The organism is Pseudomonas sp. NPDC089996, assembly GCF_044748405.1.
Taxonomy (GTDB): domain Bacteria; phylum Pseudomonadota; class Gammaproteobacteria; order Pseudomonadales; family Pseudomonadaceae; genus Aquipseudomonas.
On the sequence record NZ_JBIVGA010000010.1, the window covers coordinates 18,551 to 44,989 of the forward strand.

At 62.4% G+C, this 26,439-nt stretch carries 16 protein-coding genes; 6 read left to right on the forward strand and 10 right to left on the reverse strand.

The window, feature by feature from the left end:
* The 3 genes from ACIPW4_RS18130 to ACIPW4_RS18140 all read right to left on the reverse strand — a co-directional run bounded on the left by ACIPW4_RS18130 (window position 1) and on the right by ACIPW4_RS18140 (window position 7,406).
* Entirely contained in the window at window positions 1-3,696 is a 3,696-nt protein-coding gene (locus ACIPW4_RS18130; protein ID WP_400660224.1) for an MBG domain-containing protein, read from the reverse strand.
* A 99-nt stretch (window positions 3,697-3,795) separates the two neighbouring features.
* Entirely contained in the window at window positions 3,796-5,466 is a 1,671-nt protein-coding gene (locus ACIPW4_RS18135) for a LuxR C-terminal-related transcriptional regulator (RefSeq protein WP_400660226.1), read from the reverse strand.
* A 113-nt stretch (window positions 5,467-5,579) separates the two neighbouring features.
* Entirely contained in the window at window positions 5,580-7,406 is a 1,827-nt protein-coding gene (locus ACIPW4_RS18140; protein ID WP_400660229.1) for a DUF1302 domain-containing protein, read from the reverse strand.
* Window positions 7,407-7,623: 217 nt separating this feature from the next.
* Here ACIPW4_RS18140 and ACIPW4_RS18145 point away from each other — a divergent pair, with 217 nt between their 5' ends.
* The gene (locus ACIPW4_RS18145; RefSeq protein ID WP_400660231.1) at window positions 7,624-9,327 is read left to right on the forward strand and encodes a GMC family oxidoreductase; all 1,704 of its coding nucleotides are present in this window, start codon (window positions 7,624-7,626) and stop codon (window positions 9,325-9,327) included.
* A gap of 120 nt (window positions 9,328-9,447) precedes the next feature.
* Window positions 9,448-10,635: a lipid-transfer protein gene (locus tag ACIPW4_RS18150; RefSeq protein WP_400660234.1), complete on the forward strand. Its 1,188-nt coding sequence runs from the start codon at window positions 9,448-9,450 to the stop codon at window positions 10,633-10,635.
* 52 nt (window positions 10,636-10,687) lie between these two features.
* Here ACIPW4_RS18150 and ACIPW4_RS18155 read toward each other — a convergent pair whose 3' ends face one another.
* Window positions 10,688-12,289 (reverse strand): arylsulfatase, encoded by a 1,602-nt coding sequence (locus ACIPW4_RS18155; RefSeq protein ID WP_400660237.1) that lies wholly within the window; start codon window positions 12,287-12,289, stop codon window positions 10,688-10,690.
* A 61-nt stretch (window positions 12,290-12,350) separates the two neighbouring features.
* Window positions 12,351-13,703: a DUF1329 domain-containing protein gene (locus ACIPW4_RS18160; RefSeq protein WP_400660239.1), complete on the reverse strand. Its 1,353-nt coding sequence runs from the start codon at window positions 13,701-13,703 to the stop codon at window positions 12,351-12,353.
* A 362-nt stretch (window positions 13,704-14,065) separates the two neighbouring features.
* Here ACIPW4_RS18160 and ACIPW4_RS18165 point away from each other — a divergent pair, with 362 nt between their 5' ends.
* Complete coding sequence (locus ACIPW4_RS18165) at window positions 14,066-15,181, forward strand: CaiB/BaiF CoA transferase family protein (protein WP_400660242.1); 1,116 nt, start codon at window positions 14,066-14,068, stop codon at window positions 15,179-15,181.
* A gap of 6 nt (window positions 15,182-15,187) precedes the next feature.
* Here the strand turns inward: ACIPW4_RS18165 and ACIPW4_RS18170 are convergent, their stop codons facing one another.
* Window positions 15,188-17,926, reverse strand: a complete 2,739-nt coding sequence (locus tag ACIPW4_RS18170; RefSeq protein WP_400660244.1) for a LuxR C-terminal-related transcriptional regulator — start codon at window positions 17,924-17,926, stop codon at window positions 15,188-15,190.
* Window positions 17,927-18,094: 168 nt separating this feature from the next.
* On the opposite strand from ACIPW4_RS18170, the gene ACIPW4_RS18175 reads away from it, so the two are divergent.
* Complete coding sequence (locus ACIPW4_RS18175; protein ID WP_400660246.1) at window positions 18,095-18,883, forward strand: crotonase/enoyl-CoA hydratase family protein; 789 nt, start codon at window positions 18,095-18,097, stop codon at window positions 18,881-18,883.
* Window positions 18,884-18,890: 7 nt separating this feature from the next.
* Here the strand turns inward: ACIPW4_RS18175 and ACIPW4_RS18180 are convergent, their stop codons facing one another.
* Window positions 18,891-19,784 (reverse strand): LysR substrate-binding domain-containing protein, encoded by an 894-nt coding sequence (locus tag ACIPW4_RS18180; RefSeq protein WP_400660249.1) that lies wholly within the window; start codon window positions 19,782-19,784, stop codon window positions 18,891-18,893.
* A 166-nt stretch (window positions 19,785-19,950) separates the two neighbouring features.
* Here ACIPW4_RS18180 and ACIPW4_RS18185 point away from each other — a divergent pair, with 166 nt between their 5' ends.
* Window positions 19,951-21,114 (forward strand): acyl-CoA dehydrogenase family protein, encoded by a 1,164-nt coding sequence (locus tag ACIPW4_RS18185; protein WP_400660251.1) that lies wholly within the window; start codon window positions 19,951-19,953, stop codon window positions 21,112-21,114.
* A gap of 12 nt (window positions 21,115-21,126) precedes the next feature.
* Window positions 21,127-22,140 carry an acyl-CoA dehydrogenase family protein gene (locus ACIPW4_RS18190; protein ID WP_400660253.1) on the forward strand — a complete coding sequence of 338 codons (1,014 nt, stop codon included), beginning with the start codon at window positions 21,127-21,129 and terminating at the stop codon, window positions 22,138-22,140.
* A 50-nt stretch (window positions 22,141-22,190) separates the two neighbouring features.
* Here the strand turns inward: ACIPW4_RS18190 and ACIPW4_RS18195 are convergent, their stop codons facing one another.
* The 3 genes from ACIPW4_RS18195 to ACIPW4_RS18205 form a co-directional block, all read right to left on the reverse strand.
* Window positions 22,191-23,681, reverse strand: a complete 1,491-nt coding sequence (locus tag ACIPW4_RS18195) for an AMP-binding protein (RefSeq protein WP_400660255.1) — start codon at window positions 23,679-23,681, stop codon at window positions 22,191-22,193.
* Between the two features lie 84 nt (window positions 23,682-23,765).
* Complete coding sequence (locus ACIPW4_RS18200) at window positions 23,766-25,466, reverse strand: AMP-binding protein (protein WP_400660257.1); 1,701 nt, start codon at window positions 25,464-25,466, stop codon at window positions 23,766-23,768.
* 117 nt (window positions 25,467-25,583) lie between these two features.
* Entirely contained in the window at window positions 25,584-26,417 is an 834-nt protein-coding gene (locus tag ACIPW4_RS18205; RefSeq protein WP_400660259.1) for an SDR family NAD(P)-dependent oxidoreductase, read from the reverse strand.
* Between the last annotated feature and the right edge of the window lie 22 nt (window positions 26,418-26,439).

Below are 26,439 nucleotides of genomic sequence, written 5' to 3' on the forward strand. Positions count from 1 at the left end.
TCATTTACCTCCTTTATCCGACGCTTTCAGGTCCCGCGGAATGACGCTGCGGTTCCAGTCCGGGGCGACGAAGCGGCCGTCCTTGAAGTGGCTGTTGGCGTAGTCGAGTACGTCGTGGATGTCTGGCACCGTGCTGACCGTGCCGTCGCCATAGGTGCGCGGCTTGCAGATCAACTGAACGGCATAGGTGCGGGCAACGGCGGGCGATACGGTGTAGTTGGCCGACACCGACGACGGTGATTCCAGGGCGGTGCAGCGGGTATTGCCCGGCGATTGCGCGGCCTGCGCGAGGGCATCGCGCGGAGTGTCCGGTCGCGAGGGCGCCGGTGTTGGCGGTGCGGGCGGTGCCGGTGGCTCTGGTGGTACTGGTGATACTGGTGATACTGGCGGAGCGGGTGGTGCCGGCGGTTCAGGCGGTGCCAACGGGCCGTCGATGGTCAGCACGCCGTCACGGAAGGTCACGGTGTAGTTGCTGCCCGCCTGGAATGTGTCGTCTTGACCGATGCCGTAGGCACCTGGCTCTTCACCCGGTGCGCGCATGAGCGAACCGTTGGCGATATCGGCCTTGTCGCCGTTTTTCAAACCGCTGACCTGGTAGGTCAGTTTCGGGTCGGGAGCACCGGCGTGTTTGGACTTGTCGTCGGCGGCAACGACCAGCGGCGCCGGCGTAATCCGCAAGGTGCCTTGGTCGAAGACCATGGTGTAGTTGCCGCTATTGAGCGTCAGGCTGCCTTGGCCGATGGCATAGCCTTGGGGCCTGACGTTCTCGCCCGGGGCACGCAGAAGCTCGCCGCCAAGCAGTTGCGCCGCATTGTCGTCAAGTTTGAAGCCCTGCGCTGAATAGCTCAGTTGCGGGTCGGCATCGCCGTAGACCTTGGTCTTGTCGTCGGCAATGACGTGTACTTGCGCCGGGGTAATGGTCAACGTGCCCTTTTCGGTCTGCAGGGTGTAGCGCTGCGTAGCGAAAGTATCGCCCTGCAGGCCACCCTCGATGTCATGGCGGCCGACGTTGGAACGTTCGGTTGCTTGAGTGTGCGGGGCCAGCTGGGTGACGCCACTGCGGCCCAGTTGCGCATCCACGTATTGATCGATACCACGCACTTGCGCAGTGGTTTCACCCAGCTGCGAGACTTGCTGAGTCAGCGTCGGGTTGTGCTCGCCGTACTCGCGCCCGGTGCTGTCTGGCGTGGCCACCAGCTGCGCCTTGTGGCCGTTGATGCTGACGTTGCTGGCGGTCTTGTCCTGGGTCGAGAGGAACTGGACCCGTGCGGTTTCCAGCAGGCTCTTCTGGGTCGGCGGCTTGCCGTCGGTGGTGCTGATCCAGGGGCGGTCATCGGCCAGCCAGCCAAGCTGGGCCAACAGCGATTCAGTCTGGCTGTGCAGCTTGAACACCAGTTGCTCGGATGTGTCCGTGGCGGGCTTGTACTGGAGCTCATGCTGGTTGGAGGGGCCCGGCAGGTATTCTCCGTCCACACCCCAGAAACCGTTGCCACTCTGTACACCGACGGCCAGGGTGCCGTTGACCGGGCTGAGCGAGAACCCGACCGGCACGTTCACCGGCACGCCATCGCGGGTGACCACGGGTGAGTTGACGTCTGCAGGATTGGGCTTGAAGTGCCAGAGCGCGCCGTCGCTGTCGCGGAAACTGATGCCGTAGACCAGGTAATCGGAGCTGTCCAGGTAGCGCAGCACGTCTGCTTGCGGGATCTCGTTGCCATGTTCGTCGCGCAGATTCACGGCTTCGAACACGACGTAATCGAATTTTTCACCGTTACCAGGCGAGAGGGTGACCTGGCGATCCATCTCGGCATTGGCCAAAACCAGTTGCGTCCCCACGGCCGTCAGCGCATAGGCCCTGACCCCGCTGAGGGTTTCGCCGGTAAGGGGTGCCGTGATGGTCCTGCTGGTGTCAGGGCCGGTGCCGCTGGCATTGGTCTGGCTGAACGTGAAGATGCCATTGCTGGCCTTGCCGGCCAGATCACCGGCGAAGTTCAGGCCGCTGTCCATGCGCACACTGGCGCCTTCGAGGGCGACTTTGCTGCCGATGAGCGCGGTATTGGCCTGCTGGAAGATCGAGGCGGTGTCGGTGGTCTTGAGCCAGGCGATGCCAGACCCGACGTCGATGATCGCCCGTTTCGCATAGGCGGCGTCGCCAGTGGCGCCTGCCGGTGCGGCGTCGATCAGACGAATATCGCCGGTGGCACTGATGTACAGGTTGCCGTCCTTGAGCAGGATCGGCGCACGAATGTTCACTGCGCCATTGGCGTGGCTCTTGTCGGTACCTTCATAGGTCGTGATCAGGCCGGCGTTGCCGCTGGCGATCAGGGCCAGGGTCGAGGTTGCAGTGCGCCCGTCGTTATTCACGGTGGCCAGGTTGGTGGCGACGATCGGGGCATTGACGTTGATGGTCTCGGTGGCCTGGATCACCACGTTGCCTTGGGCAAGGTTGCTGACAATGGCACTGGCGGCCACCGAGCCTGCTGCGCCGGTTTCATCGATGTTGACGGTTTCCGGGTCCAGCAGCCAGGTGCCGTTGGCCGTACCGCCGCGTGTGTCGACCTTGGCGTCGGCGGTAACCGTGAGCTGCTTGCCGGAGGTTTCCACCACGCCGCCACGGGTCGTGCCGTTGGCCGAAGCGCTGCCGGCGAAATGGGTTGAGCGGTCACCCCATACGACCACCTTGCCGCCTTCGCCCTGGTTGCCGGAGGCATCGATGTTCGCGCCCTTGGCAACCACCACTGCATCACCCTGCACCTTTACCGAGCCACCCTTTTTGCCGGTGGCACTGAGGGTCCCGGTGACATCGGTTCGGCCAGCATTGCCCAGTACGATGGTGCCGCCATCATTGCTGACACCGTCGGCGCTGACCTTACCACCCAGATTGATGACCGAATCCAGATGTTTGGCTGCTTGCGCGGCGCTGATGGCTACGACGCCGTTGCCTACGTCGATCTCGCCGCTGTTGTGCACCCCGCCGGTGACATCGGCGTTGACGCTGCCACGTTCACCGGGTTTGCCACCTACGGCGATGTTCAGCAGCCCATCACCATGGAAGTCCAGGGTGGCCTGGGGGCCGGTGGCCAGCTGCACGCTGCCTTTGCGGGCCTGGATGACACCCGCGTTGGTGACTTGCGCGCCGAGCAACGCCACCATGCCGTTGTCATGCACGGTGATGCGGCCCTGATTGACTGTCTGACCGGTCAGCTGAATGTCCAGCTTGCCGGTGGTGGCGAATTGCCGTGCCTGCTCTTCGCTGAGAAAGCCTGCGCTGGCAACCAGTGCGCTTGAGGATATGTGCGACCTGGGCCCCGTCCAGATGCCGTTCGGGTTGACCAGGATCAGTTGCCCGTTGGAGGTGACAGCGCCATAGATTTTCGACGGGTCGCTGCCAACTACCCGGTTCAGGGTGACGGAGCTGCTGCCTGGTTGGTTGAAGACGATCTTGTGGTCAGGGCCGACGCTGAAGCTGTGCCAATCGATGGCGGTACGGTTACCGACGGTGTTCACCGTCATGCTGTTGTCGCCATGGGTAATGGTGGCCTGCCCACCAATGACTGTGCCACCCTGGGGTAACGCGTCAGCCAATGCATGGATGACCGGGTAGGCCAGGGTGGCAGTGAACAGGGCTATTGAGACGCCGAGTACGCTAAGCGCTAGACGGGGGGGCACCGTCACCGGCTTCGAGAGCTTGTCCATCGTGTTTCTCCTGAAGGTTGTACCTGGGAGAAATGATCGATCTGGCTTCGAAGCGCGGTAAGCGTGCGTTCAGGAAATGGCCTGTAGTGCGTGCCTGATTTATCCGGGGGGCAAGGCGACAGCCAATGGCAGAAGCAGGCTGATGTTGGCACTGAAGTGACGTGGTTGCCGGGGTTCGACCTTCAGTTGGCCACCGAGCAAGGTGCATAGGCGCCTGGCCATGGCCATATGGATCACCGGCACGCCTGAGAGGGTATCTAGTGCGGTGTCGGCGTCGAAGTTCAATGTCCAGGTCAACTGCCCGGCTACCTGTTCCAGCGCATGGGCCTTGATGGTTACTTCATCTGCCTGAAGGTGCCCGAGGTGGGACAACAGGGCTTGTAGCAGGCTGGCATACCGCGCCGCATCGATCCAGCCATGTGCCGTAAGGGGGCTGGGGACGAAGCGGCTGGTCGCCAGGGGTCGCCCTTGGGCGTTGCGCAGGGCCACCTCGGTCAGGGCATTCAGGTCTTCGGCATAAGGCTGCAGATGCAGTTCGCCCAGTTCCAGGCAAATCATCTCGTCGAGACGGCGAACCTGCTCGGCCATCAGCCCAAGCTGCGCAGCGACGGCTGCCCCGGTCTCTGCGCCAGGGCTGGCCAGCAGCGCGCGGGAGCGGTCGATGGCCGCGGTCATTGCCTGACCGTGTTCCAGCACGTACCGGCCGTGCAGGTCGCGCGAGAACCGCAAGTGGGCGAGTTGTTCCTGCAAGGCGTCGATGCGCTCCTGTTCCTCGCTGATGTCTGCGGAGGTGCAGAGCATACCCAGCAGTTCGCCGTCGTCATCGATCACCGGGTAGCCACTGTTCTTCATGACCCGGCGTTCGCCGTGCACCTGTACGACCACCACCATCATGTAGGGGATGCGTTGTTGCACGGCACTGTCAAACGTCTTGCGTGCGTAGTCCAGATGTTCGCTGTCGATCACGCCGACGTCACGCAGGCGCGATTGAAGCACTGCCTCCCGGGGCAGACGCAGGTAGTCGAGAAATGCCTGGTTGGCGGCCAGTATCCGGGCATCAGCTGCCCGCAGGCACACTGGGTAGGGCACTTTGTCGAGCAGGTCACTGAAGTGCAGGGCGTCGGCGTTTTGCTGGGTGTTGCCGGCAGCGTCCGTTTTTGTTTCCAGCAGCCCCTTGCGGCTGGCCACCTGGAGCAGCTCGACAAGCGAATGGGTACCGGTCTTTTCCAGCAGGCGGGATTTGTAAGTGCTCACGGTACGGTCGCTGAGGGCCATCTCGCCGGCGATCTGCTTGACCCGGTACCCTTCCGCCAGGTAATGAAGCACAGTTGTTTCCCGGGCGGTGAGATGATCGGCGGGCACTCCAGGGCTTGCGTCCTCATGCAGCACCTTGGCCCGGAACCAGGTACTGCCGGCCAGCACTGACCGTACGGCGTTCCTGAACACTTCAAGCTCATCGGACTTGGAGACAAAACCACATGCCCCGGCCTCGATGCACAGGAGCTCGTATACCTGAGCTGGCAGTGCCGTAAGCACCAGCAACAGGGCTGCGGGGTTGCGCGCGCGCAAACGCTTGATCAGGTCCAGGCCGCCCAGTCTGGGCACATCCAGATCCAGCACGATCAGTTCAGGCCGGGTGTGCGTCGCTTGATCCAGGCCGTCGAGGCCATTCCCGGTAGAGGCCAGAACACGGTGCCCGGCTTGCTCCAGGCAACACGTCACGCCCAGGCAGTGCAGCGGGTAGCGGTCGATGATCAGGACAGTTGCCATGATAGGCGTGCCTTGCTGTTGACAGACACGCTCAATCATAGACAAGTGGGCTGCGGCGCCGGATAAAATCCGCCAGTGGGTGCTCTCGGCCGCCAGCCGCCTTTGGTAAGCCCTTAGAAGCTTGCCTTGAGGGTCACGGAGGCAAAGTCGCGGTCATCGATAGTGGAGTAGTCGTTGGAGCCGAAAAAGCCGTTGTATGCCAGCTCCAGCGAATAGTCATTGCGGTAGTCGAAGGTTAGCGCTACGCCGGCCGCCTGTTGGCCTTGCTGGAAGTTGGGGCCGTAGCCCTGTACATCATGCCTCCAGTTCAACGCCGGCGTGACGGTCGTGGCCGGCAGCAGGCCCTCGTAGGTAAGGGCCAGACGCGCACGGTATCCCCAGGAGAACGGATCGGTGAGCCCCTGGGTATTACAGTTGCGCTCGTTGAAAGCAACCAGCTCGTCGCGGTTCAGGCCGCCGTTACCGGTGCCGTTCACTGGAGGAATACCCACGCATACGCCCCCATTGACCGGTGGCGTGCGGCCGAATGCACTGGCGCGGCCAAAGCGCTGGTCGCCAATATTTTCAACCCAGTTGGCTCCCGCTTCCACCGCCCAGGCGAAGCGCGCAGCGCCCAGAACATTGGCTACGGTATCTGTGGCGCCGAGGCTCAATTGCCACACTGGCAGGCGTTTGTAGCCTTCCAGCTCCTGTCCAGGCGCCAGACCTGCGGTTTGCGCCGCATCCAGGATCGGCGTGTTGGGCGCGCGGGTGGCGAACAGCGAGATGAAGTCGTTGCTGTTGTAGCCTACCGGCAGGTTGGGGCGGTAACTCATTTCGCCGAACACCGCCGTGGTACCCAGCACCGTGCTCAGGCTCATACCCAGCATGCGGATGTCTTCCGGGTAAACCGTGAAATAGCGAGCGTTGTTAAGCAAGGCTGCGGCACCGCCGGCTCCGGTGGTGACCAGCCCGTTCACCGATGGCGTGCGGCTGTGGTAGTTGGCGTAGTACAGGCCCAGGTCGGTGCTGTTCCAGTCTTCGAACACATGGTGCAGGGCCAATCCGTACTGCCCGGTATCACCAGGCCAACGGGTGTCATTGCGGGGAATGTACAGGTTATTGGCCAGATTCTGGTCAGTGGTGCCTGCGCCGCTGATGATCGCACCGAGCTGGCAACCTTCCTGGGCACTGTCATTGGCACTGAAGAAGGTGCCGCACCCGTCGAACACTGACGGGCGGAAGTTGTACTGCCAGAACGCTTCGAGGCTGGTGGCATCTGTCACATCCAGGTTGACGCTGACCATTTCCACCGGCAGTTGGCCTTCTTTGAGCTCTACGCCGGGGCGGTTGAAGGCCGAGACGTCCAGCGGGTTGATGGTGTTCACGCCATTCTGCATGAACAACGCTTCACCCCAGCTCAGCACCTGCTTACCCACCTTGGCCTTCAATTGGTGGTCGGCGACGGTGAAGTTCTTCCACACATAGGCATCCAGTACTTCGACCCCACTGAATTTGGCCAGGTCCTGCCAGCCTTGGTCATCGAACTTGCGGTAGCGGCCGTTGGTGGTCTCCAGCTCGTGGTCGTACCAATACTTCACGCGCAGGAAAGCGCCCTGGTCACTGTCGTTGAAGTCAAAGTCAGTCAGGCCCTTGAACAGCGTGGAAATGGTGTCGCCGCGCTTGAAGTTGAGCTTGCCGTCGTCAGCGTTGTAGTTGATGCCTTGGCCTGTGCGCCCAATGGAGGCGGCATCGGCCTTGGTCAGCTGCTTCGTGTCTGGATTTTGCAGCGACCAGCTGGTGCCCAGTGACAGCGTCGTGTTGACGCTGAGGCTCCAGTCCTCGTTGACTTCGAAAGCTGCGGCCTGGAGCGAGGGGCTGGCGGCGCTGGTGAGGGCTGCAAGCACGGCCAGCAGGTTGGGGCTGAGCACGCGCTGGACGGTCGGGGAAGCATCTTTCATGCGTGGCTACCTGATTGTTGTTGTTTTGGGTGAACGGTCGAGCCGTATGCCAGGCGTCAGCGAAGTGCGCTCGCACCGGCAGTCGCATCTTTGGCGCCTCGAACAGGTATCTGAACACCCCACTATGGGGAGGGGAGGGATTGGCGTGATTGCTCTAGCGTGGCGATAACGCCAATCCCTTGGGATGCCGTGGCGACAATAAGAAAAGGAGGAGCGAATGCACGAGGTTTATGACTACATCGTCATCGGCGCAGGCTCGGCCGGTTGCACGCTTGCGGCGCGCCTGGCCGACAGTGGGCCGGAAACGATCGCATTGCTGGAAAGCGGTGGCAGCAATCTTTCGGCGAAGGTCGACGTGCCGATGGGGCTGGCCCTTACCGCGACGCGCCAGGGCCAGATGAACTACGGCTTTCGCAGCGTGGCGCAACCTGCCTTGGGAGGGCGGACGATCTTCACGCCGCGTGGCAAAGGCGTAGGCGGCAGCTCGGCGATCAACGGGATGCTGTACTTGCGTGGCGCCCCGGCGGACTACGACGGCTGGGCACAACAGGGCTGCGAAGGCTGGAGCTGGCGCGAGGTATTGCCTTATTTTCGTCGCGCCGAGTGCAACGAGCGGGTGGCCGGTAGTGATGACGATCCCTGGCACGGCGGCAGCGGTCCACTGCAGGTAGTCGACCAGCGCTCCCCTGGGGCTTTCGCTCGCTACTTCGTCGAAGCTGCGGCGGCGGCCGGGCATTGCTTCAACCCCGACTTCAATGGCGAAAAACTCGAAGGTGCGGGTTTCTATCAGGTGACCCAACGCGACGGCGAGCGCTGGGGTGTGGCGCGTGCCTACTTGCATGGCGGCAAGGCTGCGCAAAGAGGGCTCAACGGGGGGCGCAGCAACCTTAGCGTGCAGCCCGGTACACGGACGCTGCGCATCCTCTTCGACGGCACTCGCGCAACTGGCGTTCTGGTGTGGCGAGAGGGAAAGGCGGTGGTGCTTCGCGCCCGACGTGAAGTGATCCTGAGCGCAGGAGTGATCGGCTCACCGCAATTGCTGATGCTGTCCGGCATTGGGCCGGCGGCGCACCTGATCGAACAAGGCATTACGCCTCTGGTCGACGCTCCACAGGTGGGGCAGAACCTGCAGGAGCATGTCGATATCTTGCTGCATCGCCGGTTGTTCAGTACCGATCTGGTGGGCACATCGCTGCCGGGGATCGTGCGCCTGCTATGGGAAATGCGCCGTTATCGCCGTCATCGTACCGGCATGCTGACCCGGGTTTTCACCGAATCCGGAGCCTTCCTCAAGACCGAATCAGGCCTTGCCGACCCAGACGTGCAGTTGCACTTCGTCATGGCCTCGGCAGAGCCCACCGGCAAGCCCTTGCTGTATCTGCCGCACGGCTACGCCATTCATGTCTGCGTGCTGCGCCCGCACAGCCGCGGCTCCGTACGCTTGGCCTCAAAGGATGCGCACGATGCGCCGTTGATCGACCTTGGCCTGTTGTCGGACGAGCGTGACCTGCAAACCCTGGAGAAAGGCGTGCACCTGGTCAAGCGGATTCTTGACCAGCCTGCCCTGAGCCGGTTCGGCGGCAAACTTCTGCATTTCGACCACCTCAAGTTCGACCACAGCGCTGCCGATCAACAGGCCCTGCGCGAGGTGATCCGCAACAAGGCCAACACGATCTTCCATTCTGTCGGCACCTGCCGAATGGGGGCAGACCTGCTTTCGGTGGTCGATCCGCAACTGCGGGTGCGCGGGGTGACCGGCCTTCGGGTGGTGGACGCGTCCATCATGCCGACGATCGTGCGCGGCAATACCAACGCGCCCGCCATCATGATCGGCGAAAAGGCCGCCGACCTGATCCGTGCTGCCCAAGGCCCTGACGTCGGCCCCGCCTTCCAGGCGATGCACGAAAAAACCCTCGGCTAGACGTCGCATCGTACGTGTCCCTTGCCCCCCCATAGCGGGCAGGGACACGCCGGCCAGCCATTCGCAATCATCGCTCCCAGTCCGTGCCATCAAGGTCGCGGCATTTTCCTGGAGAGCGGTATGTCCCAAAACACCTGCGTTGCCGGCGTCGGCATGATTCCCTTTACCAAACCGGGCACCAGCGCCAGTTACATCGACATGGGTGCCCATGCCGTACGGTTGGCGCTACAGGATGCTGGTCTGGATTACCGGCTGGTCCAGCAGGCCTATGTGGGCTACGTATACGGCGACTCCACTTCGGGCCAGTCGGCGCTGTACGAGGTCGGCCTTTCCGGTATTCCCGTGGTGAATGTCAACAACAACTGTTCGACCGGCTCAACTGCTTTGTGGCTGGCCCGCCAGGCCGTGGCCAGCGGTGCGACCGAATGCGCCCTGGCGTTGGGGTTCGAGCAGATGCAGCCGGGCGCGCTGGGTAACATGTTCAATGATCGGCCCTCGGTCATGGGCAAGTGCTGGGAAGTCACTCACCAGTTGTGCGCCGATGCCGAAGAAGTGCCAATGGCGCTGAAAATGTTTGGCGGGGCAGGCCGTGAGCATATGCAAAAATACGGTACCGGCCTCGAAACCTTTGCCGCGATTCGGGCCAAGGCCAGCCGCCATGCTGCGAACAACCCACTGGCGTTGTTTCGCAACGTGGTGAGTACCGAGCAGGTGCTGAACGACAAGGTGGTCTGGCCGGGTGTGATGACTCGCTTGATGGCCTGTCCACCCACGTGCGGGGCCGCCGCCGCAATCATCTGCAGCGAAGCCTTCGCCAAAAGGCATGGCCTGGACCGCAGCGTGGTGATCCTGGCGCAAGCGCTTACCACCGACGCCGCTGTGGCCTATGAGCCGCAGTCGATGATCCAGGCGGTCGGTTTCGATATGACCCAGCGTGCTGCCAAGGCGGTCTATGAGGCGGCGGGGGTCGACCCGCGGGAAATCCCGGTGGTAGAACTTCATGACTGCTTTGCCCATAACGAATTGCTGACCTACGAGTCGCTGGGGCTGTGTGCGGTCGGCGACGCGGCGCAATTTGTACAGGATGCAGACAACACCTACGGCGGCAGGGTCGTCACCAATCCGTCGGGCGGTCTGTTGTCCAAAGGGCACCCCTTGGGCGCGACCGGCCTGGCGCAATGCTTTGAACTGACCCAGCAACTGCGTGGCACTGCGGACAAACGCCAGGTGGAGGGTGCGCAACTGGCCCTGCAACACAACCTCGGGTTGGGGGGGGCCTGTGTGGTTACCCTGTACGGGCGCGCCTGACGGGCACTAAAAAACCTCCCGGCAATGCCGGGAGGTTTGACGGAAAGCGCATTCAGGGCGCTGCGGAGGCCTGTTTCATTTTCTCGGCAATTCGCCCGTTCAGGGCTTTCTGCATGTCGTCCATCGAGTAACTGGTCGGCCGCTGACTAGGCGGCCACTCGACGAAAGTCTGCAGGAATTGCGCAGCTTTGGTCAGCCCCAGGGCCAACATGTGGGCATTGTTCGAGGACCAGTCATCGTACTGGTTTGAGGACACGTCGGCGGTTTCGTAAGGGTCCATGCGCAAGTTGAAGAGCTTGGGGATACGCAGGCAGGTGAAGGGCTCGCGCCACACTTCGAACCCGCCAGGTTTGCGCTGCTCGCAGAACACCACTTTCCAGTCATTCTGGCGCATGCTCACCAACTGGCCGTCATCATTGAAATAGTAGAACTCGTTGCGCGCGCCCTTGGCCGCCTTGCCCGTCAGGTAGTCAAGCTGGTTGTAGCCATCCAGGTGCACCTTGAAGGTCGCACCACTGTTATCAGGGGCCCAGCCTTTGAGCAGCCGTTCCTTCGCGTCAGGCACGCCGGCGGCGGCGAGCAGGGTAGGGAACCAGTCCAGGCCCGCGAAGATTTCATTGGAAATGCGGCCCGCCTTTATCTGACCCGGCCAGCGGATCAGGGCCGGCACGCGGAAGGCGCCCTCCCAGTTGGAGTTCTTCTCGTTGCGGAACGGCGCAGTGGCTGCGTCGGGCCATGACCAGCGGTTAGGGCCGTTGTCAGTGGTGTAAATGACGATGGTGTTATCGGCCACCTTGAGTTCGTCCAGTTGGCGCAGCAACTTGCCGACGTCGCCGTCGTGCTCGACCATGCCGTCGGCGTAGGTGTTGCCTGGCATGCCACTGAGGCCGCGATGTGATTCGCGCACATGGGTATGCATGTGCATGCGCGTAGTGTTCATCCACACGAAGAAGGGCTTGTCGGCCTTGACCTGCCTGGCAATGAAACCTTCTGCAGCCCCGACGGTTTCATCGTCGATGGTTTCCATGCGCTTGCGGGTGAGGGCGCCAGTGTCTTCGACACGGCCATCGGCATAGCTGTGGATCACCCCTCGCGGCATGTATATCTTCTTCAGCAAGGCCAGGTTCGGATCGTCGGCTTGCCTGGGCCAGGTGTCCTGCTCGGGTGCTTCTTCCACGTTGAGGTGGTAGAGGCTGCCGAAGAACTCGTCGAAGCCGTGGCGGGTAGGCAGGTACTCGTCGCGGTCGCCGAGGTGGTTCTTGCCGAACTGCCCGGTTGCGTAGCCTTGGCCCTTGAGCGCTTGGGCCAGCGTTATATCGCGATCCTGCAGGCCGACCGCAGCACCGGGTACACCTACCTTGGTCAGGCCCGTACGCAGTGCCGATTGGCCGGTAATGAAGGTGGAGCGGCCGGCGGTGCAGCTGTTTTCGCCGTAGTAATCGGTGAACATCGTGCCCTCACTGGCGAGGCGGTCGATGTTCGGGGTCTGGTAGCCGACGATGCCATGCGCGTAGGCACTGATGTTCGACTGGCCGATGTCGTCGCCATAAATGACCAGAATGTTCGGCTTTTGCGACGCCCAGTTCAGGCCACTGAGCAGCGCCAGGCAGGCGCCCAGGCCGAATTGCCGCAAACGCGGTCGGTAAGCTGTCATGAACCCTGTTCCTTGTAGAAGTAGTCGAGCGCGGATGCACCGAGGCACCCGCGCTGCGGGGTCAATTGCCCAGGCGCTTGAGTTGGGCGGGGGTGAACTCGGACTTGGTCAACATCTGGCCCCAGGTCCACTTGTGGTTCACACCGTTGGTGATGTTGTTGACCGCATAGCGACCGGCGATCAGGTCGTACGTCATCTCGCCGGCGTAGTACGGCACTTCCACGTCGTGGAACTGCGCCATGTGGTTTTCCTGCACGCGCCACAGTTCGCCGCGGCTGTCATAGAGTTCTGCGCCCAGGATCTGCCAGCTGTCTTCGTCGATGTAATAGCGACGCTTGCTGTAGACATGGCGCTGGCTGGGTTTGAGGGTGGCTTCGACCACCCACACACGGTGTTTCTCGTAGCGGGTCATGTCGGCGTTGACTACACCAGCCTTGAGCAGATCGTCATAGCTGTGGTGTTTGTCCATCAGCCGGTAGGCGTTGTAGGGAACCAGACGCTCCTGCTTGCCTAGTAGATTCCATTCATAGCGGTCAGGCGCTCCGTTGTAACCATCGAGGCTGTCCGACACCACCTGGCCGAAGGTGTAGCGCGCGCTGCTGTCATAGGCCACCGTTGGCGCGCGTCGCACGCGGCGCTGGCCGGGAATGTACTGCCACGCATTGCGGGGTTCAGCCACCTGGTCGATGGGCTCATGGGCGAGGACCACTTCGCCTGCGTAGCGAGCGGGGCTGGTGGTTCGCGAGTAGGTATAGAACAGCAGATTGGCATCGGGCTGCAGGTCTTTCACGTTTTCCCGAAAGGCGCTCAGGCTGTCGTAGGTCACCAGCGTATAAGCACCATCTTCCTGAACCGTTGCGGAGGCGAACTCACGCTGTACGGCGCCGCCACGATAGCGGGTAAGGTGATTCCAGATCACTTCCAGGCCTTTGGTCGGAAGCGGGAAGGGTACGCCGAAGCCATAGTTTTTCAGCCCGTTGCCACCTTCGAGCAGTTCAACCTTGGTGACATTGGCGCGGCTTTCATCCTGATATTTCTGCGGGATGCGCGCTGTGCGGTGACTCGGGTAGACGTTGATCCGGTAATTGGCGAAGCGGGTCAGCAACGCGTGTTGTCCCGCAGTCAGCAGGGCCTTGTACTCCTCGGCATTGGCCTTGGTGATGACATACAGGGGTTTCTCGGCGGCGAACGGGTCGATGTAGTTTCCGTTGGCTTCGATCGCGGCGGCACCGGGTTTCAAACCGCCGTTCCAGGCAGGAATGCTGCCGTCGGCATTACCGGACTGTTCGGCGCCAACAGGTGTCAACGGCCCGCCAAGTTTGCTGGCATCGGTGTCCTTGGCCTGGGCCTGGGCCAGGCTCATCGCTACCAGCAGTAGCGCGGCCAAGGGGAGAGTCTTCATTGTGCTTGTCATAATCAGAAGCTCGCGTTGATGTGGGAAGGGACCACTGTGCATTCCTGCTGCTCCGCATTCCGGCCGATGTCCCGTCTTGCCGGTCGATCGCGCCACTGCACAGCAAAAGGATCAGCAGCGCTATCGCCAGGCGTTGGCGTTGGCTGCAGTGCACTGGCGAAGGCCTGGGCAGGTAACCGCGCATGGGGAAGGCTCGGAAGGTGGAGTCCAGAGCACCATAATCAGCAACCCGCTGCAGCGGACCTACCCGGTGTTGGGAGGGGCCACCAGCTTTGGGGGGCAGGACGATACATGGCCGTTTGCTAGCCTGAGCGGACTTACGCAAACGCCGCCCTGGCGGCCAGCTGACAAGGGGAAAACAGATGTTGTCAGGTATCAGAATCGTGGAAATTTGCGGCATCGGCCCCGGTCCATTCTGTGCAATGCACCTGGCCGACCTGGGTGCCGAAGTAATTGCCGTGGAGCGTGGTGCCTCGCAGTCGATTACTGGAGAAGAAAACGCTGCGTATAACCCCATGAACCGCGGCAAACGCTCTGTAGTGGCCGACCTGAAGACCCCGCAAGGCCGTGAAACGGTGCTCAAGTTGCTGGAGCATGCCGATGGCCTGATCGAAGGTATGCGCCCTGGGGTGATGGAGCGCCTGGGGCTAGGCCCGGACGTGTGCCACGCCCGCAACCCACGGCTGGTGTACGGGCGCATGACGGGCTGGGGGCAGGAAGGCCCGTTGGCGCGGGCAGCGGGGCACGATAACAATTACATCGCCCTGTCGGGGGCTCTGCACTACACCGGAACGGCAGGCGAGGCACCCTCTGCACCGATCACGGTAATCGGCGACATCGGCGGAGGCGCGCTGTACCTGGCCGTCGGTATGCTCGCCGGCATCCTCAACGCCCGCGCCACGGGCAAGGGCACGGTGGTGGATGCGGCGATCGTCGACGGTTCTGCGCACATGCTGCAATTGCTGCACTACCTGACCGATCGAGGCGTGATGCAAGAGGAACGCGGCAAAAGCGTGCATGACGGGTCGCACTTTTACGCCACCTATCAATGCGCTGATGGCCAGTATGTGGCGCTGGGAGCAATGGAGCCGCAGTTCTATTCGTTGCTGTTGAACAAGCTAGGCCTGGAGAATGACCCGCGCTTCATGTCGCAGTGGGATCAGCAGCGTTGGCCCGATCAGCGCGCGCACCTGGCAAGCGTCTTTGCTACCCGCACCCGTGAGCAGTGGTGCGAGCTGCTTGAGGGCACCGATGCCTGCTTCGCGCCTGTGCTGAGCCCGCGCGAGGCTGCGCACCATCCCCACCTGCTGGAACGGGGCGTGTACAGCCAACGCGATGGCGTACTGCATGCAGCACCCGCGCCGCGTTTCGATGGCCGGCGCGTCGAGCCTGGACCGGTGCCATGTCGTGGTCAGGACACCGGGGCAGTGACGGCAGCATTGAACGGTGAAAACCCGTCGAGCGCCTGGCTGCGCTGAGCGATTTCAGCGGGCCATGGTCTGGTCACGCCATCTGGCGATGGCCTCGTCACGGCCGCTGACTTCCAGTTTGGCGAAAACGTTCTTCAGGTGCCATTTGACCGTCTCCGGTGACACATTGAGGATGCGCGCTATCTTCTTGTTGGTCATTGCCTGCGCCATCAGTTGCAGCACTTCGGTTTCTCGCTCGCTGAGCACTGTAAGTACCGTTGCGAGCTTGGCGGGGGCTGTTGCAGGCGGTGTTGCGGCCGATAACAGCCGTTGGGTGTAGAACGCCGTCACCGGATCGAGCACGTTGCGCTCCTGCAATTCCAGCAGCATCCGCAGAAGCTGAGGAGACACGTCCAGCAGGCTGCGCACCAGGCCCAGGCGGTGGCCTTGGCGCAGGGCTTCGAGCAGCTGACGCTGGGCCAGCTCGCCATGCCCGCAGCCTTGCTCCGCGATGGCCAACTGCACCCGCAGGAACGCCACCAGCGGCCAGCGCCGCTCTGTTTCCATCCGCGTGATCAACGGCAGCAAGAGGCTGACCGCGCTTGTGTGATTCTGGTGATAGAGATGCAGTTCGATGGCGGCGCGGATGGCCAGTACGCGGATCCCCAGTGCGACCCCACGATCAGTCCCGGCATGTTTGGCACTCAGTGCCTCCAGTTGCGCAAGCAACTGCTCGGCCTGAGCCGAGTGATTAGTCTGCACGGCCCAGCGTAGGCGGGTGAACAGGCTCCAGGCCATCAGTCGGTCCAGGCCATAGCGCAGGGCATGGTCTTCGAGGCGATCCAGGCTGGCCTGCGCCTCCAACTGTCGGCCCAGCAGCCAGTGGCTATCGGCCAGTAGCAGCAAGCTGATCATGACGACACTGGGCAGCGAGACACTTTCCAGTACGTCAAGGCGAGGCTCTATCAAGGCGCAGGCATCGACCGGATTATTTTGCTCATACAAGGTTTGGCCCAAAAGGCATGCGGCGGTGTTGGCGGCAGAAAGGGTTGAGTCGCCATGCGATTCAGCTTCGAAAAGGGTGTTGCGCAGCAGGTGTTCCGCTTCGCTGATCTGCCCCTCACGTACCAGGCTGAAGCCATGGATACAGCGCCCGATCAGGGTGCGCCGGGGCGCGGTGCCTGGGCGGTCGCTGTCTTCCAGAAGGCGCCGGGCCTGGTCGTAGTTGCCATTGAACATGTGCAGCCAGCCCAGCACGGTTGCGCGCCCTGTCAGCACCAGGTCGTCGGCGTCTTTGCTGATCGCCTCCAGTTCGCCGGCCAGGCTCCAGAGGGTTTCCGTATCGTCCTGCTGCATCGCCAGGGCGCCCCGGGCCACCGCGAGCATTTCACGCTCGCGCAGGCTCAACCGATCCAGCCGGGTCATCAGGTAATCGATGATCTGTTGAGCGTGGGCGAAGTTGTGGGCAAACAGTTGCAACTGAATCATTGCCAGTTGCAGGCCATGGCGCTCGCGCATCTGATCCAGCGGCAGGCTCCTGAGCAGGTTTGGCAGATGGCTCAGGTCGCCCCGGGCCATCAGGTCGTGGGCGCAGGCTTCGACCAGATCTGCCGCCGCCTGTACGTCGCCAGCGCGCACGGCGTGGCGCACGGCCTCGTCCATCAGCCCATGCTCGAAGAACCAGTCGCGGGCAGTGCCATGCAAGGACTGCAAAGTCAATGCCGGCTGGTTGCCCAACCGCGTGCGCAGCACTTCGCGCAACAGCGGGTGCAGGCGGTACCAGTTTTCCCGATCGTGGCTGTGGACCTGGACAATGAAAAGGTTTTCGGCCATCAGCCGCGCCAGCTGGTTCATCGTTGCGGGGATGGCACCGGGTGTGCCCAGCAGGCGTGCGCACAGCCCAGCGCAAAAACGGTTGCAGATGGCGGCGCGTGTGAGCATTTCCCGGTCTTGAGGCGCCAGGCGCACCAATACTTCCTGTTCGAAATAATGGGCGAACGTGCCGGCATCGCGTACCTGGGTGCGATTGAACGGTTTACCACGGCGTGACTTCAAGTCAATGGCAAACAGTTGCAGCCCTGCTACCCACCCGTCGGTCAGCTCGTGCAGTGTCTGGGCATCGCGCGGGCTGATCTCGCCCAACTGCTCGCGCAGGAATCGCTCGCTTTCTTCAGCGCTGAAACGCAAGGCACGCAGGTCCAGTTCGGTCAACTGATGCTGAGCCCGCAGGCGAACCAGCGGGAGCGACGGCGATAGCGGCAGGCGAGAACCCAGCACCAGGTGCAGATTGGCCGGTGCGTAGTCAAGCAGCCAGCCGAGCACCTTGAGAATCGCTGGGTGCTCCAGGTGATGGACATCATCGACCATCAGCACCAGGTCGCGCTGGCGCTGGGCGACAGCCTGCACCAGCACGATGACCCAATGTTCAAGGGCTAGTTCATCATCCGCGCGCCCCAGCAGTCGGGCCGCTTCGCAGGTAACTTCAGGGTCAAGTTCGGCCAGTGCGGCGAGCAGGCAGTGGGACAGGCGGTTAGGTTCGTTGTCTTCCTGAATTACCGACAGCCAGCATACGTCGAAGTTGATCGCCAGCAGCTCGCGCCGCCAGGCCAACAGCGTGCTGGTCTTGCCGCTCCCGGCCGGGCCCTGGATTGTCACGCAGCGCTTGCGGCGAGCCTCCATCAGCTGCGCCATCAAAGCCTTGCGCTCGATGAGGTGGCGTGCGCCCCGTGGGGGGATCACCTTGGTATCGGGTATGGCTTGCTGTGCGCGGTTCGCTGGCAGCTGCAAGCCAGTTTGGGAAAACGGGTTGGGCATCTGAAATCCGGGTCCGGTCGATCTTGTTATGCCTTCAGTCTAAAGCGTCTATCCCTGTCGTGCCGATTCGCTTTTCGTATCAGGCGAGTCGTACAAACAATTATCTTTTGCAGATGGCTGTTTCTAGCATGCCCCAGGTCTCCATGACCTGAATGAAGAGCCCGCCAGATGAGTGATTACTTGAAGATGGAACGTGACGGCGCCGTTGCGATCGTCACCTTGAACCGACCTCAAACCCGTAACGCAATCAGTGACAACAACGCTATCGAAGCGTTGGTCGCGATGTCCGAGGCGGTCAATCGCGACCGCTCGATCCATGCGCTGGTGCTCACCGGTGCTGGCTCGGCCTTCTGCGCGGGTGGGGATCTGGTGCAGTTGGGCCAGATCGGCGAGGGCAGCCTGGGCGAGCCGGCCCAGATCCGCCATTTCTACCGCGAAGGCATCCAGCGCGTGCCACTGGCCCTGTGTCATATCGAGGTACCGACCATTGCCGCGGTCAACGGCCCGGCGATGGGGGCGGGCAACGACCTGGCGTGCATGTGCGATATCCGAATAGCTGCCGACACCGCCAGTTTCGCCGAAAGCTTCGTCAAGCTCGGCCTGATCCCCGGTGACGGCGGTGCCTGGTTGCTGCAACGTGCGCTGGGTGCTTCACGGGCCTGCGAAATGGCCTTTACCGGCGAGGCAATCAGTGCCGCGCAGGCCCTGGAGTGGGGCCTGGTTTCCCAGGTCGTACCGGGCGAGGCGCTGATGCCAACCGCCCTGGAACTTGCCCAGCGCATTGCCAGCAACCCGGGCGATGCCTTGCGCATGACCAAGCGCCTGATGCTGGAGTCACGTCACGGGCGGCTGGCAGATGTGCTGGAACTGTCTGCCGCCTTGCAGTCACTGGCACACAACACCAAGGCACACCGTGACGCACTCGATGTAATGCTGACACGCTTGCGCGCCCGTTGAGCCCGGCTCAAGCCTGCGCCGCTTGCACCGCATGGCGGCGGAAGTTGTCCAGTACGGACGTGCTTGCCTGAGCCAGGCTTGCCAAGGCTATGCCCGAGCGTAGAGGCTGCGGTTGATCAGACAGAGCCAACACCCGGATGTTCGGCCCCACATAACGCGCGGCCGACTCCGGGATCAGCGACACGCCCAGGCCGCTTTCCACCAGGCCCAGGGCGGTGGTCAGTTGGGCGGCCTGCTGCACGATCGGTGGCTGGATGCCAGCTTCCTGAAATGCCATCAGTACTTGCGCGTGCAGTGACGGCGAGCGGCTTTGCGAACTGATGATGAAGGGGAGGTCGGACAGGTCAGCGAAACGCACCGACGTTTCGGCCGCCAAGGGTGAGTCGCTACTGACTGCCAAGGCCATGCATTCCTCCTTGAGCAGGGTCAACTGGGCAGCCCCACTGCGCAGTTGCGGATGGCGCACCAGCGCCACATCCAGCTCGTGCGCTTCGATCCGTTCAAGTAGCACATGACCGACTCCTTCCTCGAGCTCCAGCTCTACCTGGGGGTACTGTTCGCGGAAGCTGCGGATGATTTTCGGCAGCAAGCCATACGCAGCCGACCCGACGAACCCGACCCGTAACCGGCCGCGTTCGCCGACTTCGGCCTCGTGGGCTGCCCGGCGCATTTCTTCTGCAAAAAAAAGTGCACTGCGGGCGTTGCGCAGCACCGCGTCACCGGCCTGGGTCAGACGCAGGCCGCTGGGCAGACGCTCGAACAGCAATACTCCCAGTTCTTCCTCCAGTTTCTTGATCGAGGTCGAGAGTGGGGGCTGGGTCATGTTCAGCTGCTCGGCAGCACGGTGGAAGTTGAGGGTCTCGGCGAGGACGAGCACTTGTTTGAGCTGGCGAAATTCCATGACTGACCCTGTTCGACATTGTTCGAGTGAAACCAGGTGCGTTCCATGTATCGGTCGATCCGAAAGCGGAATTGGACGCTCCTGTGCATGCGTCGAATTATGTCATGCAGCTGGCCGGGCGCTGTAGCCGTTCGGTGAGCATTTCTGAAGACGCATCGAGCACATCATGACTTCGATCCTTTCTCCTTTGTACCTTACTGGCGTGCCAGCACAGGATGAGGCGTTACGCGCGCCGATCCGTACTCTGCTCAAGAACACGCTCGGCGAACGGCCCCTGGTCCGTCGTGTCCGCGGTGTCACTGAGGCCGACCCAGCATTCAGCCGCAGTCTGGCCGAGCACAAGCTGATTGGGCTGGCGTTGCCCGCTGAAGTGGGCGGCGGCGGGCGTGGTTACTTTGCCCGCTTCGTGCTGGTGGAAGAGCTACTGACTCAAGGGGCCCCGGCAGCCGCTCATTGGGTCAACGACCGGCAGACGGCGCCGCTGCTGCTGCGTTTTGGCAGCACCGCCCAGCGTGAGGCCTACATGCCACGCATGTTGGCCGGTGAAATCTTTTTCTGCATCGGCATGAGCGAGCCGGATACCGGCTCCGACCTTGCCAGCGTTCGGACCCGTGCGGTGCGAACCGAAGACGGGCGCTGGCGCCTGAACGGGCGCAAGATCTGGACTTCGAATGCCCACCATTCACACTTCATGTGTGCCTTGGTGCGCACTTCCGGAAGCGCTGAAGATCGCCACAAGGGCCTGTCGCAGATGATTGTCGACCTCTCGCTGCCGGGGGTAAGCGTGCGCCCGATCAGCGACCTGGTCGATGATCGACATTTCTGCGAAGTGTTGTTCGACGATGTACTGCTGCCTGCCGATGCGTTGATCGGTGAAGAAGGCTCTGGGTTCAGCCAGGTTACCTCTGAGCTGGCCTATGAGCGCAGCGGCCCGGACCGCATCTATTCGGCCATGGTACTGATCGAGGCCTGGCTCGAAGAGTTGCGGCATATAGCCAACCCCGGCCAGGCGGTAACGGCTCTGCTGGGGCGCATGGTAGGACGACTGGCGGTGCTGCGCAGCATGTCCCTGGCAGTAGCCGGCAAGCTTGACCAGGGCCTGCAGGTCGACCTGGAGGCAGCACTGGTCAAGGACCTGGGAACCGAGTTCGAGCAGGCCGTGCCAGGCTGGATTGCCGAGGCGCTGGAGCTGACCCGCGATCATCCGCCGTCCGTGGCGCTGCGTGAGTCGCTCGCCTTCATCACGCAAATCTGTCCGAGTTTCTCCCTGCGCGGTGGGACCCGGCAGATCCTGCGCAGCATCATCGCCCGTGGATTAGGCCTACGTTGAGTGAGAATGACCATGACCGACGCAATTTTTGATGGCTTTGAGCGCGCGCTGCTCGACCTTTGCACCCTGGAGCGCCTGCGTGCTCAGGAGACTCCGCACGTTGCTGCTCGACTGTGGGAGCAGATTGACGCATTGGGTTACACCGATGCGCTGGTCAGCGAGGCTCGAGGTGGCGCCGGGTTACCCCTGAGTCAGGTGTTCGAACTGCTGTTCGTTGCCGCCAAGGCGGGTTTGAGCCTGCCGTTTGGTGAAACCGCAGTTGCCCGTGCCTTGCTCGCGGATGCTGGTTATTTCAATGATGGCGCCTGCATCGTGCTGGCCAAGGCACAACCGCTGGAGGGGGACGAGATTTACTGTGTCGACGTCCCCGGGGCAGCGCTGGCCACCAGGGCCCTGGTGGAGTGGCGGGGCGAGTGGCTGCTGCTGGACTGTAGCAGTGCCGTCCTGACGCCTGGCAGCTACCGCAATCAGGCCTCAGCATCATTGAGCTGGGCATCGCCAGCGGTGGCATTGTTGCGTTTCCTTCATCCGCGGGCCGATGCTGAAGTGCTCTGCAATGCCGTGCATGCGGCCGCAATGGCCGGGGCGATGGAGCGAGTGCTGGAGCTGAGCGTGGAGTACGCCAATGATCGTCGACAGTTCGGCAAGGCAATCGGCCAGTTCCAGGCGCTACAGCAGGAGCTGGCGGTCCTCGCCGAGCAGGCCAGTACTGCGTCCCTCAGCGCCCGCATGGGTTGCGCGGCCGACGGTTATCTACCTGACCCGCTCTTGGCCGCCACTGCCAAGCTGCGTGCCTGCGAGGCCGCTGCTCGGGTAACCGCCATAGGTCATGCGGTGCTTGGGGCCATTGGCATTACCGAAGAGCACCCGTTGGGGCTGTTCACGGCGCGCTTGCATGAATGGCGCATGACCGCAGGCAGCGAGTTGCGGTGTGCTGAATTGCTGGGGCAGGCCTTGCTGGACGAACCCACCAGCAGCCTGTTCGACTTTGTCCGGACGCGACTCTCACCTGGCCAACCCGCTTGAAAAAAGGGGCATCGCTGAGTAAGCGGTGCCCTTTGGCTGTTACGCAGCAATCAGTGGCGGGCTTCGTACCAGGCCAACAAGCGGCGCTTGCATAACTTGCCCGTGGGCAGGCGAGGCAGATGCTTGATGAACAGCAGTGCTTGAGGCCTTAGGTGGGCTGACAGCTTGCCGGCGAGAAACGCCTCGAGTTCGCGGCACAGCAAGTCGGAAACCACCACACCGGGGGCCGGCTCCACCACAGCCACCCATCCCTTGCCATGGCTGTTCATGGCCGTACCAATGACCGCAGCGTCGACGACGCTGTCGTGAAGCACCAAGGCATGTTCGATTTCCAGCGAATACATCCGCCTTCCTGCTTCAACCAAGGTGAAAGCTGCCCGATCATTTACGTACAAATAACCCTCCTGGTCGAGATAACCGATGTCCTCCACCGTTTGCCAGGCCTGTCGAGGGTCGCGCCGGGCCTGAATAATGCCCGGAATGCCGGCGGGCAGTGCCCACCCGTCCTCATCGCAGATGCGTAGGCTTATCCCTGGCAACGCAACCCCCACCGACCCCGGGTGTGCCAGCCATTGCGCGCTGTCCAGCGCTGTCAGCGCGCCGGTTTCGCAGGCGCCGTAGTACTCCAGCAGAATGGGGCCCCACCAGTCGATCATCTGGCGCTTGACATCGATAGAGCACGGCGCGGCGGTGTGGTTCGCCAGGCGCAGGCTCGAAAGGTCATGGCGGCGACGTTCGCTATCGGTCAGTTTCAGCAGGCGAACGAACATGCTCGGCACCCATTGGCTGTGGGTGATGCGATAGCGCTCGATCAACTTCAGCGCATGCAGGGCATCGAAAGCAGGCATGAACACTACGGTGCCGCCGTTGCTCTGTACCCTCAGGGCATTCAGCAGCGAAGCTGGGTGGTAGAGCGGTGACGTGCTCAGGTGTATGGCGTCGGCGTCGTACCCGCACAGATTGAACAGTGGGTGCGGTTCGCTCATTGCGATGCCCGTCAGGCGTCGCGCAGTAGGCGTTGCACGTTTCGGGCGCCCGGTGGTGCCGGCACTGTAGAGCAAGATCGAGCCCAGGCAGTGTGCTGTCAGAGCGGCGGCGGGGCAATCGGCTGTAACCGGGTTAAAGGATGTCCATCCCGGCAGGCTGCCGTCCAGCATCAGCCGAAGCGGGCAACTCGGGACGAGCGGCGCCAAGTCATCGGCGGTGCCCCGTAGCGCCCAGGCGGCCAGCAACGCTTTAGCCCCACTGTCCTCAACGACGAAGGCCATTTCCGCAGTGTTCCAGTGGAGATTGAGCGGTACCAGGCACAACCCCGCGTGCAAGGCTGCCCAACACGCTACGAAGCACTGAAGCTGGCTGTCCATCAGCATGGCCAGGCGGTCGCCTGGCTTCAAGCCCAAGCCATGGAGATAGTGAGCCAGGCAGTTTGAACGAAGGTCCAGTTCGCGAAAACTCAGGTGCTCACCCGTATCGCCGTCGATCACTGCAAGTCTTTCGGGTGTCAGCGCAGCGGCGTCACTCAGGGAACGGGGCATGTACATGCGGGTTGTACTCTACGTCAGGGGCCGGCAGGGCCTGCACAGCGGGGTAAGACGGTCGGTGCACAGGCACCGCCCGTCTGTCATTCAGTGCATGGCGACTCGCGCAGCGCGGTCGCGCTCATCCTGCTCGCGCTGTAGTTCCCTCCACAGGGTCTTGCCTGCGGCGTTCTTGGGCAGGCTGTCGACGAACTCCACCAAGCGTGGGACCTTATAATTGGCCATGCGCTCGCGCGCCCATTCGGTCAGCTGATTTTCCAGCACTTGCCCTTTGGCCGTGGGCCGCAGGATGACGAAGGCCTTGACGGTCTCGCCACGCTTGGGGTCGCATGCGCCGATTACGCAGGCTTCCTGGACCGCTGGGTGGGCGTAGAGCATCGACTCGATCTCTGCAGGCCATACCTTGAAACCCGATGCATTGATCATGCGCTTGAGCCGATCAGTGATGTAGAAATAGCCGTCTTCATCGTAATAACCGATGTCCCCGGTACGCAGGAACTGTTTACCGTCCAGGGTGATGAACGCTTTGTTCGTGGCCTCTGGCTGGTTCCAGTAACCTCGAAACACGATTGGAGAATGGGTGACGATTTCGCCGGTCTGGTTCGGGCCCAGCTCACCGCCACTTTCAGGGTCGATGATCCGTGAGTCGACGTTGATGGAGGGAATACCCCCGCATTGTCGACGTGGCGCATTCGGGGGGTTGATGTGGGTGCTGCCGCTGGACTCGGTCATGCCGTAGCCTTCGATGAAGGCTACGCCCAGCCGCCGCTCGATTTCTGCCGCCAAGGCTTCAGGCATGGCTGTAGCACCGCCATAGATGCGTTCGACCGATGACAGGTCGCGCTGGTCGATGTCCGGCCGGGCGAACATTTCGGCCACCATGGGGGTGATGACCGCCAGGCTGCTGATGCCCAACCGCTCGATCAGTTCCAACGCTGCAGCGCAGTCCCAGCGCGAGAGCATGGCGAGAGTGCCTGCCTTGAGGATGGCCTGGTTCATCAGCCCCATCCCGGCCAGGTGGTTGATCGGCAGTACTCCCAGTACCGTGGGGTGCGCACGTTCCGGCAACCAGGCAGCGCGCTGTACCGAGGCCAGCAGCAGGTTGTCATGGCTTAGCATTGCACCCTTGGGCTGGCCGGTGGTGCCGGAGGTGTATCCAAGCACGGCCAGGTCGTCGCCTTTGCCCTGCATTGGCAGCGGCGACAGCCCCAGGCTCACGGCAAAGCCGAAGTCATGCAGCCTGCGGTGGGAGTAGCCACGGCGCGGCGCCAGGACGAAATCAGGGAATTCCAGGAAAGGTACGCGCTCGGGTTCCCCAGCCATCTCGTTGGCTACACCGACCATCCCGGCTTCCAGGCGCCCGTCGTCGAGCAGGGGCAGGGCGCTACCCAACAGCTCCTGGGTGGTGAGCAGTGTACGTGCACCGGCATCGGCGCGGTAATGGTCGATCTCTTGGGTGCTGCTCATGGGACTGATCGCGACGACCACCGCATCGCAACGCAGGATGGCGTAGTAGGCGATTACGAACTGAGGGCAGTTCTGCATCAGCAGCATCACCCGATCGCCACGCTTGATCATGATGCGTTGTTGCAGATACCCGGCCAGATTCAGGCTGGCCTTGTGCAATTCGCGGTAGCTGATGCGGCGACCGTAATAATAGAGCGCGGTTTGCGTGGGAAATTGACGGGCACTGTCTTCGAGCAGGCTGAACAAGTGCTTGCCCGGCACCGGCATTGTATGCGGTACCCCGGCAGGCCAGTGGGGATAGTGACGTGTGAATGAAGGCATGGGGACGCATCTCACTGGGGCTTGACCGGTCCTGCGACAAGGCAGGCCGGTTCGTTCTTGTAGGGTCTAGCGGTTGCCGGCGGACTGGCGCCCGGCCTGGCAGTGGTCAGTCGCGACCTAGAAACCGCCGCGACCGCCACCACAGATCAAGGTTTGGCCGGTGACATAGTTCGACTCGGGAATGCAGAACAGATAGATCGAACCCGCAGCTTCTTCGATGGTGCCCATGCGGCCCATGGGGATCTGTGCGGCGGCGGCAGCCGCCTTGTCCGCCGGGACGCCGACACGAATCTCACGGCCTTCGACATTCACGGTCTTCACTTCACCCGGAGCGACCAATTGGGTCAGTCGGGTTTCGATGGCGGCGAACGCCACGCAGTTGACATTGACCTTCATGCGCCCCCACTCCTTGGCCAGGGTCTTGGTCAAACCGACCACACCGGCCTTGGCTGCGGAGTAGTTGACCTGGCCGACATTGCCCTGTGTGCCGCCGATGGAGGAAATGTTGATGACCTTGCGGAAAACTTCCTCACCGCTCTGCGCTTCGGCCTGGCTGGCCTCGCGGAAATAAGGAAAGGCGGCGCGCAGCAACAGAAACGGGGCCTTGAGGTGGCAGTCGATGATCGCATCCCACTGCTCGTCGGACATCTTCTGGATCACGTTGTCCCAGGTGAACCCGGCATTGTTGACGATGATATCGATGCGACCGAAGGTATCCAGTGCGGTTTTCACGCAGCGGTTACCGAAGTCGGCATCGGCAACGTTGCCGCAGCAGGCGATAGCGTCGCTGCCCAGTTGCCGAATTTCGGCGATGACTTCATCGGCCGGTGCAGGGTCAAGGTCATTGACCACGACCTTCGCGCCTTGGCTGGCAAGTTTGAGGGCTACGGCGCGGCCAATGCCGCGGCCGGAACCGGTGACGATGGCAACCTTGCCGTCGAGCGTACCCATGGAATGTCTCCTCAATCGATCA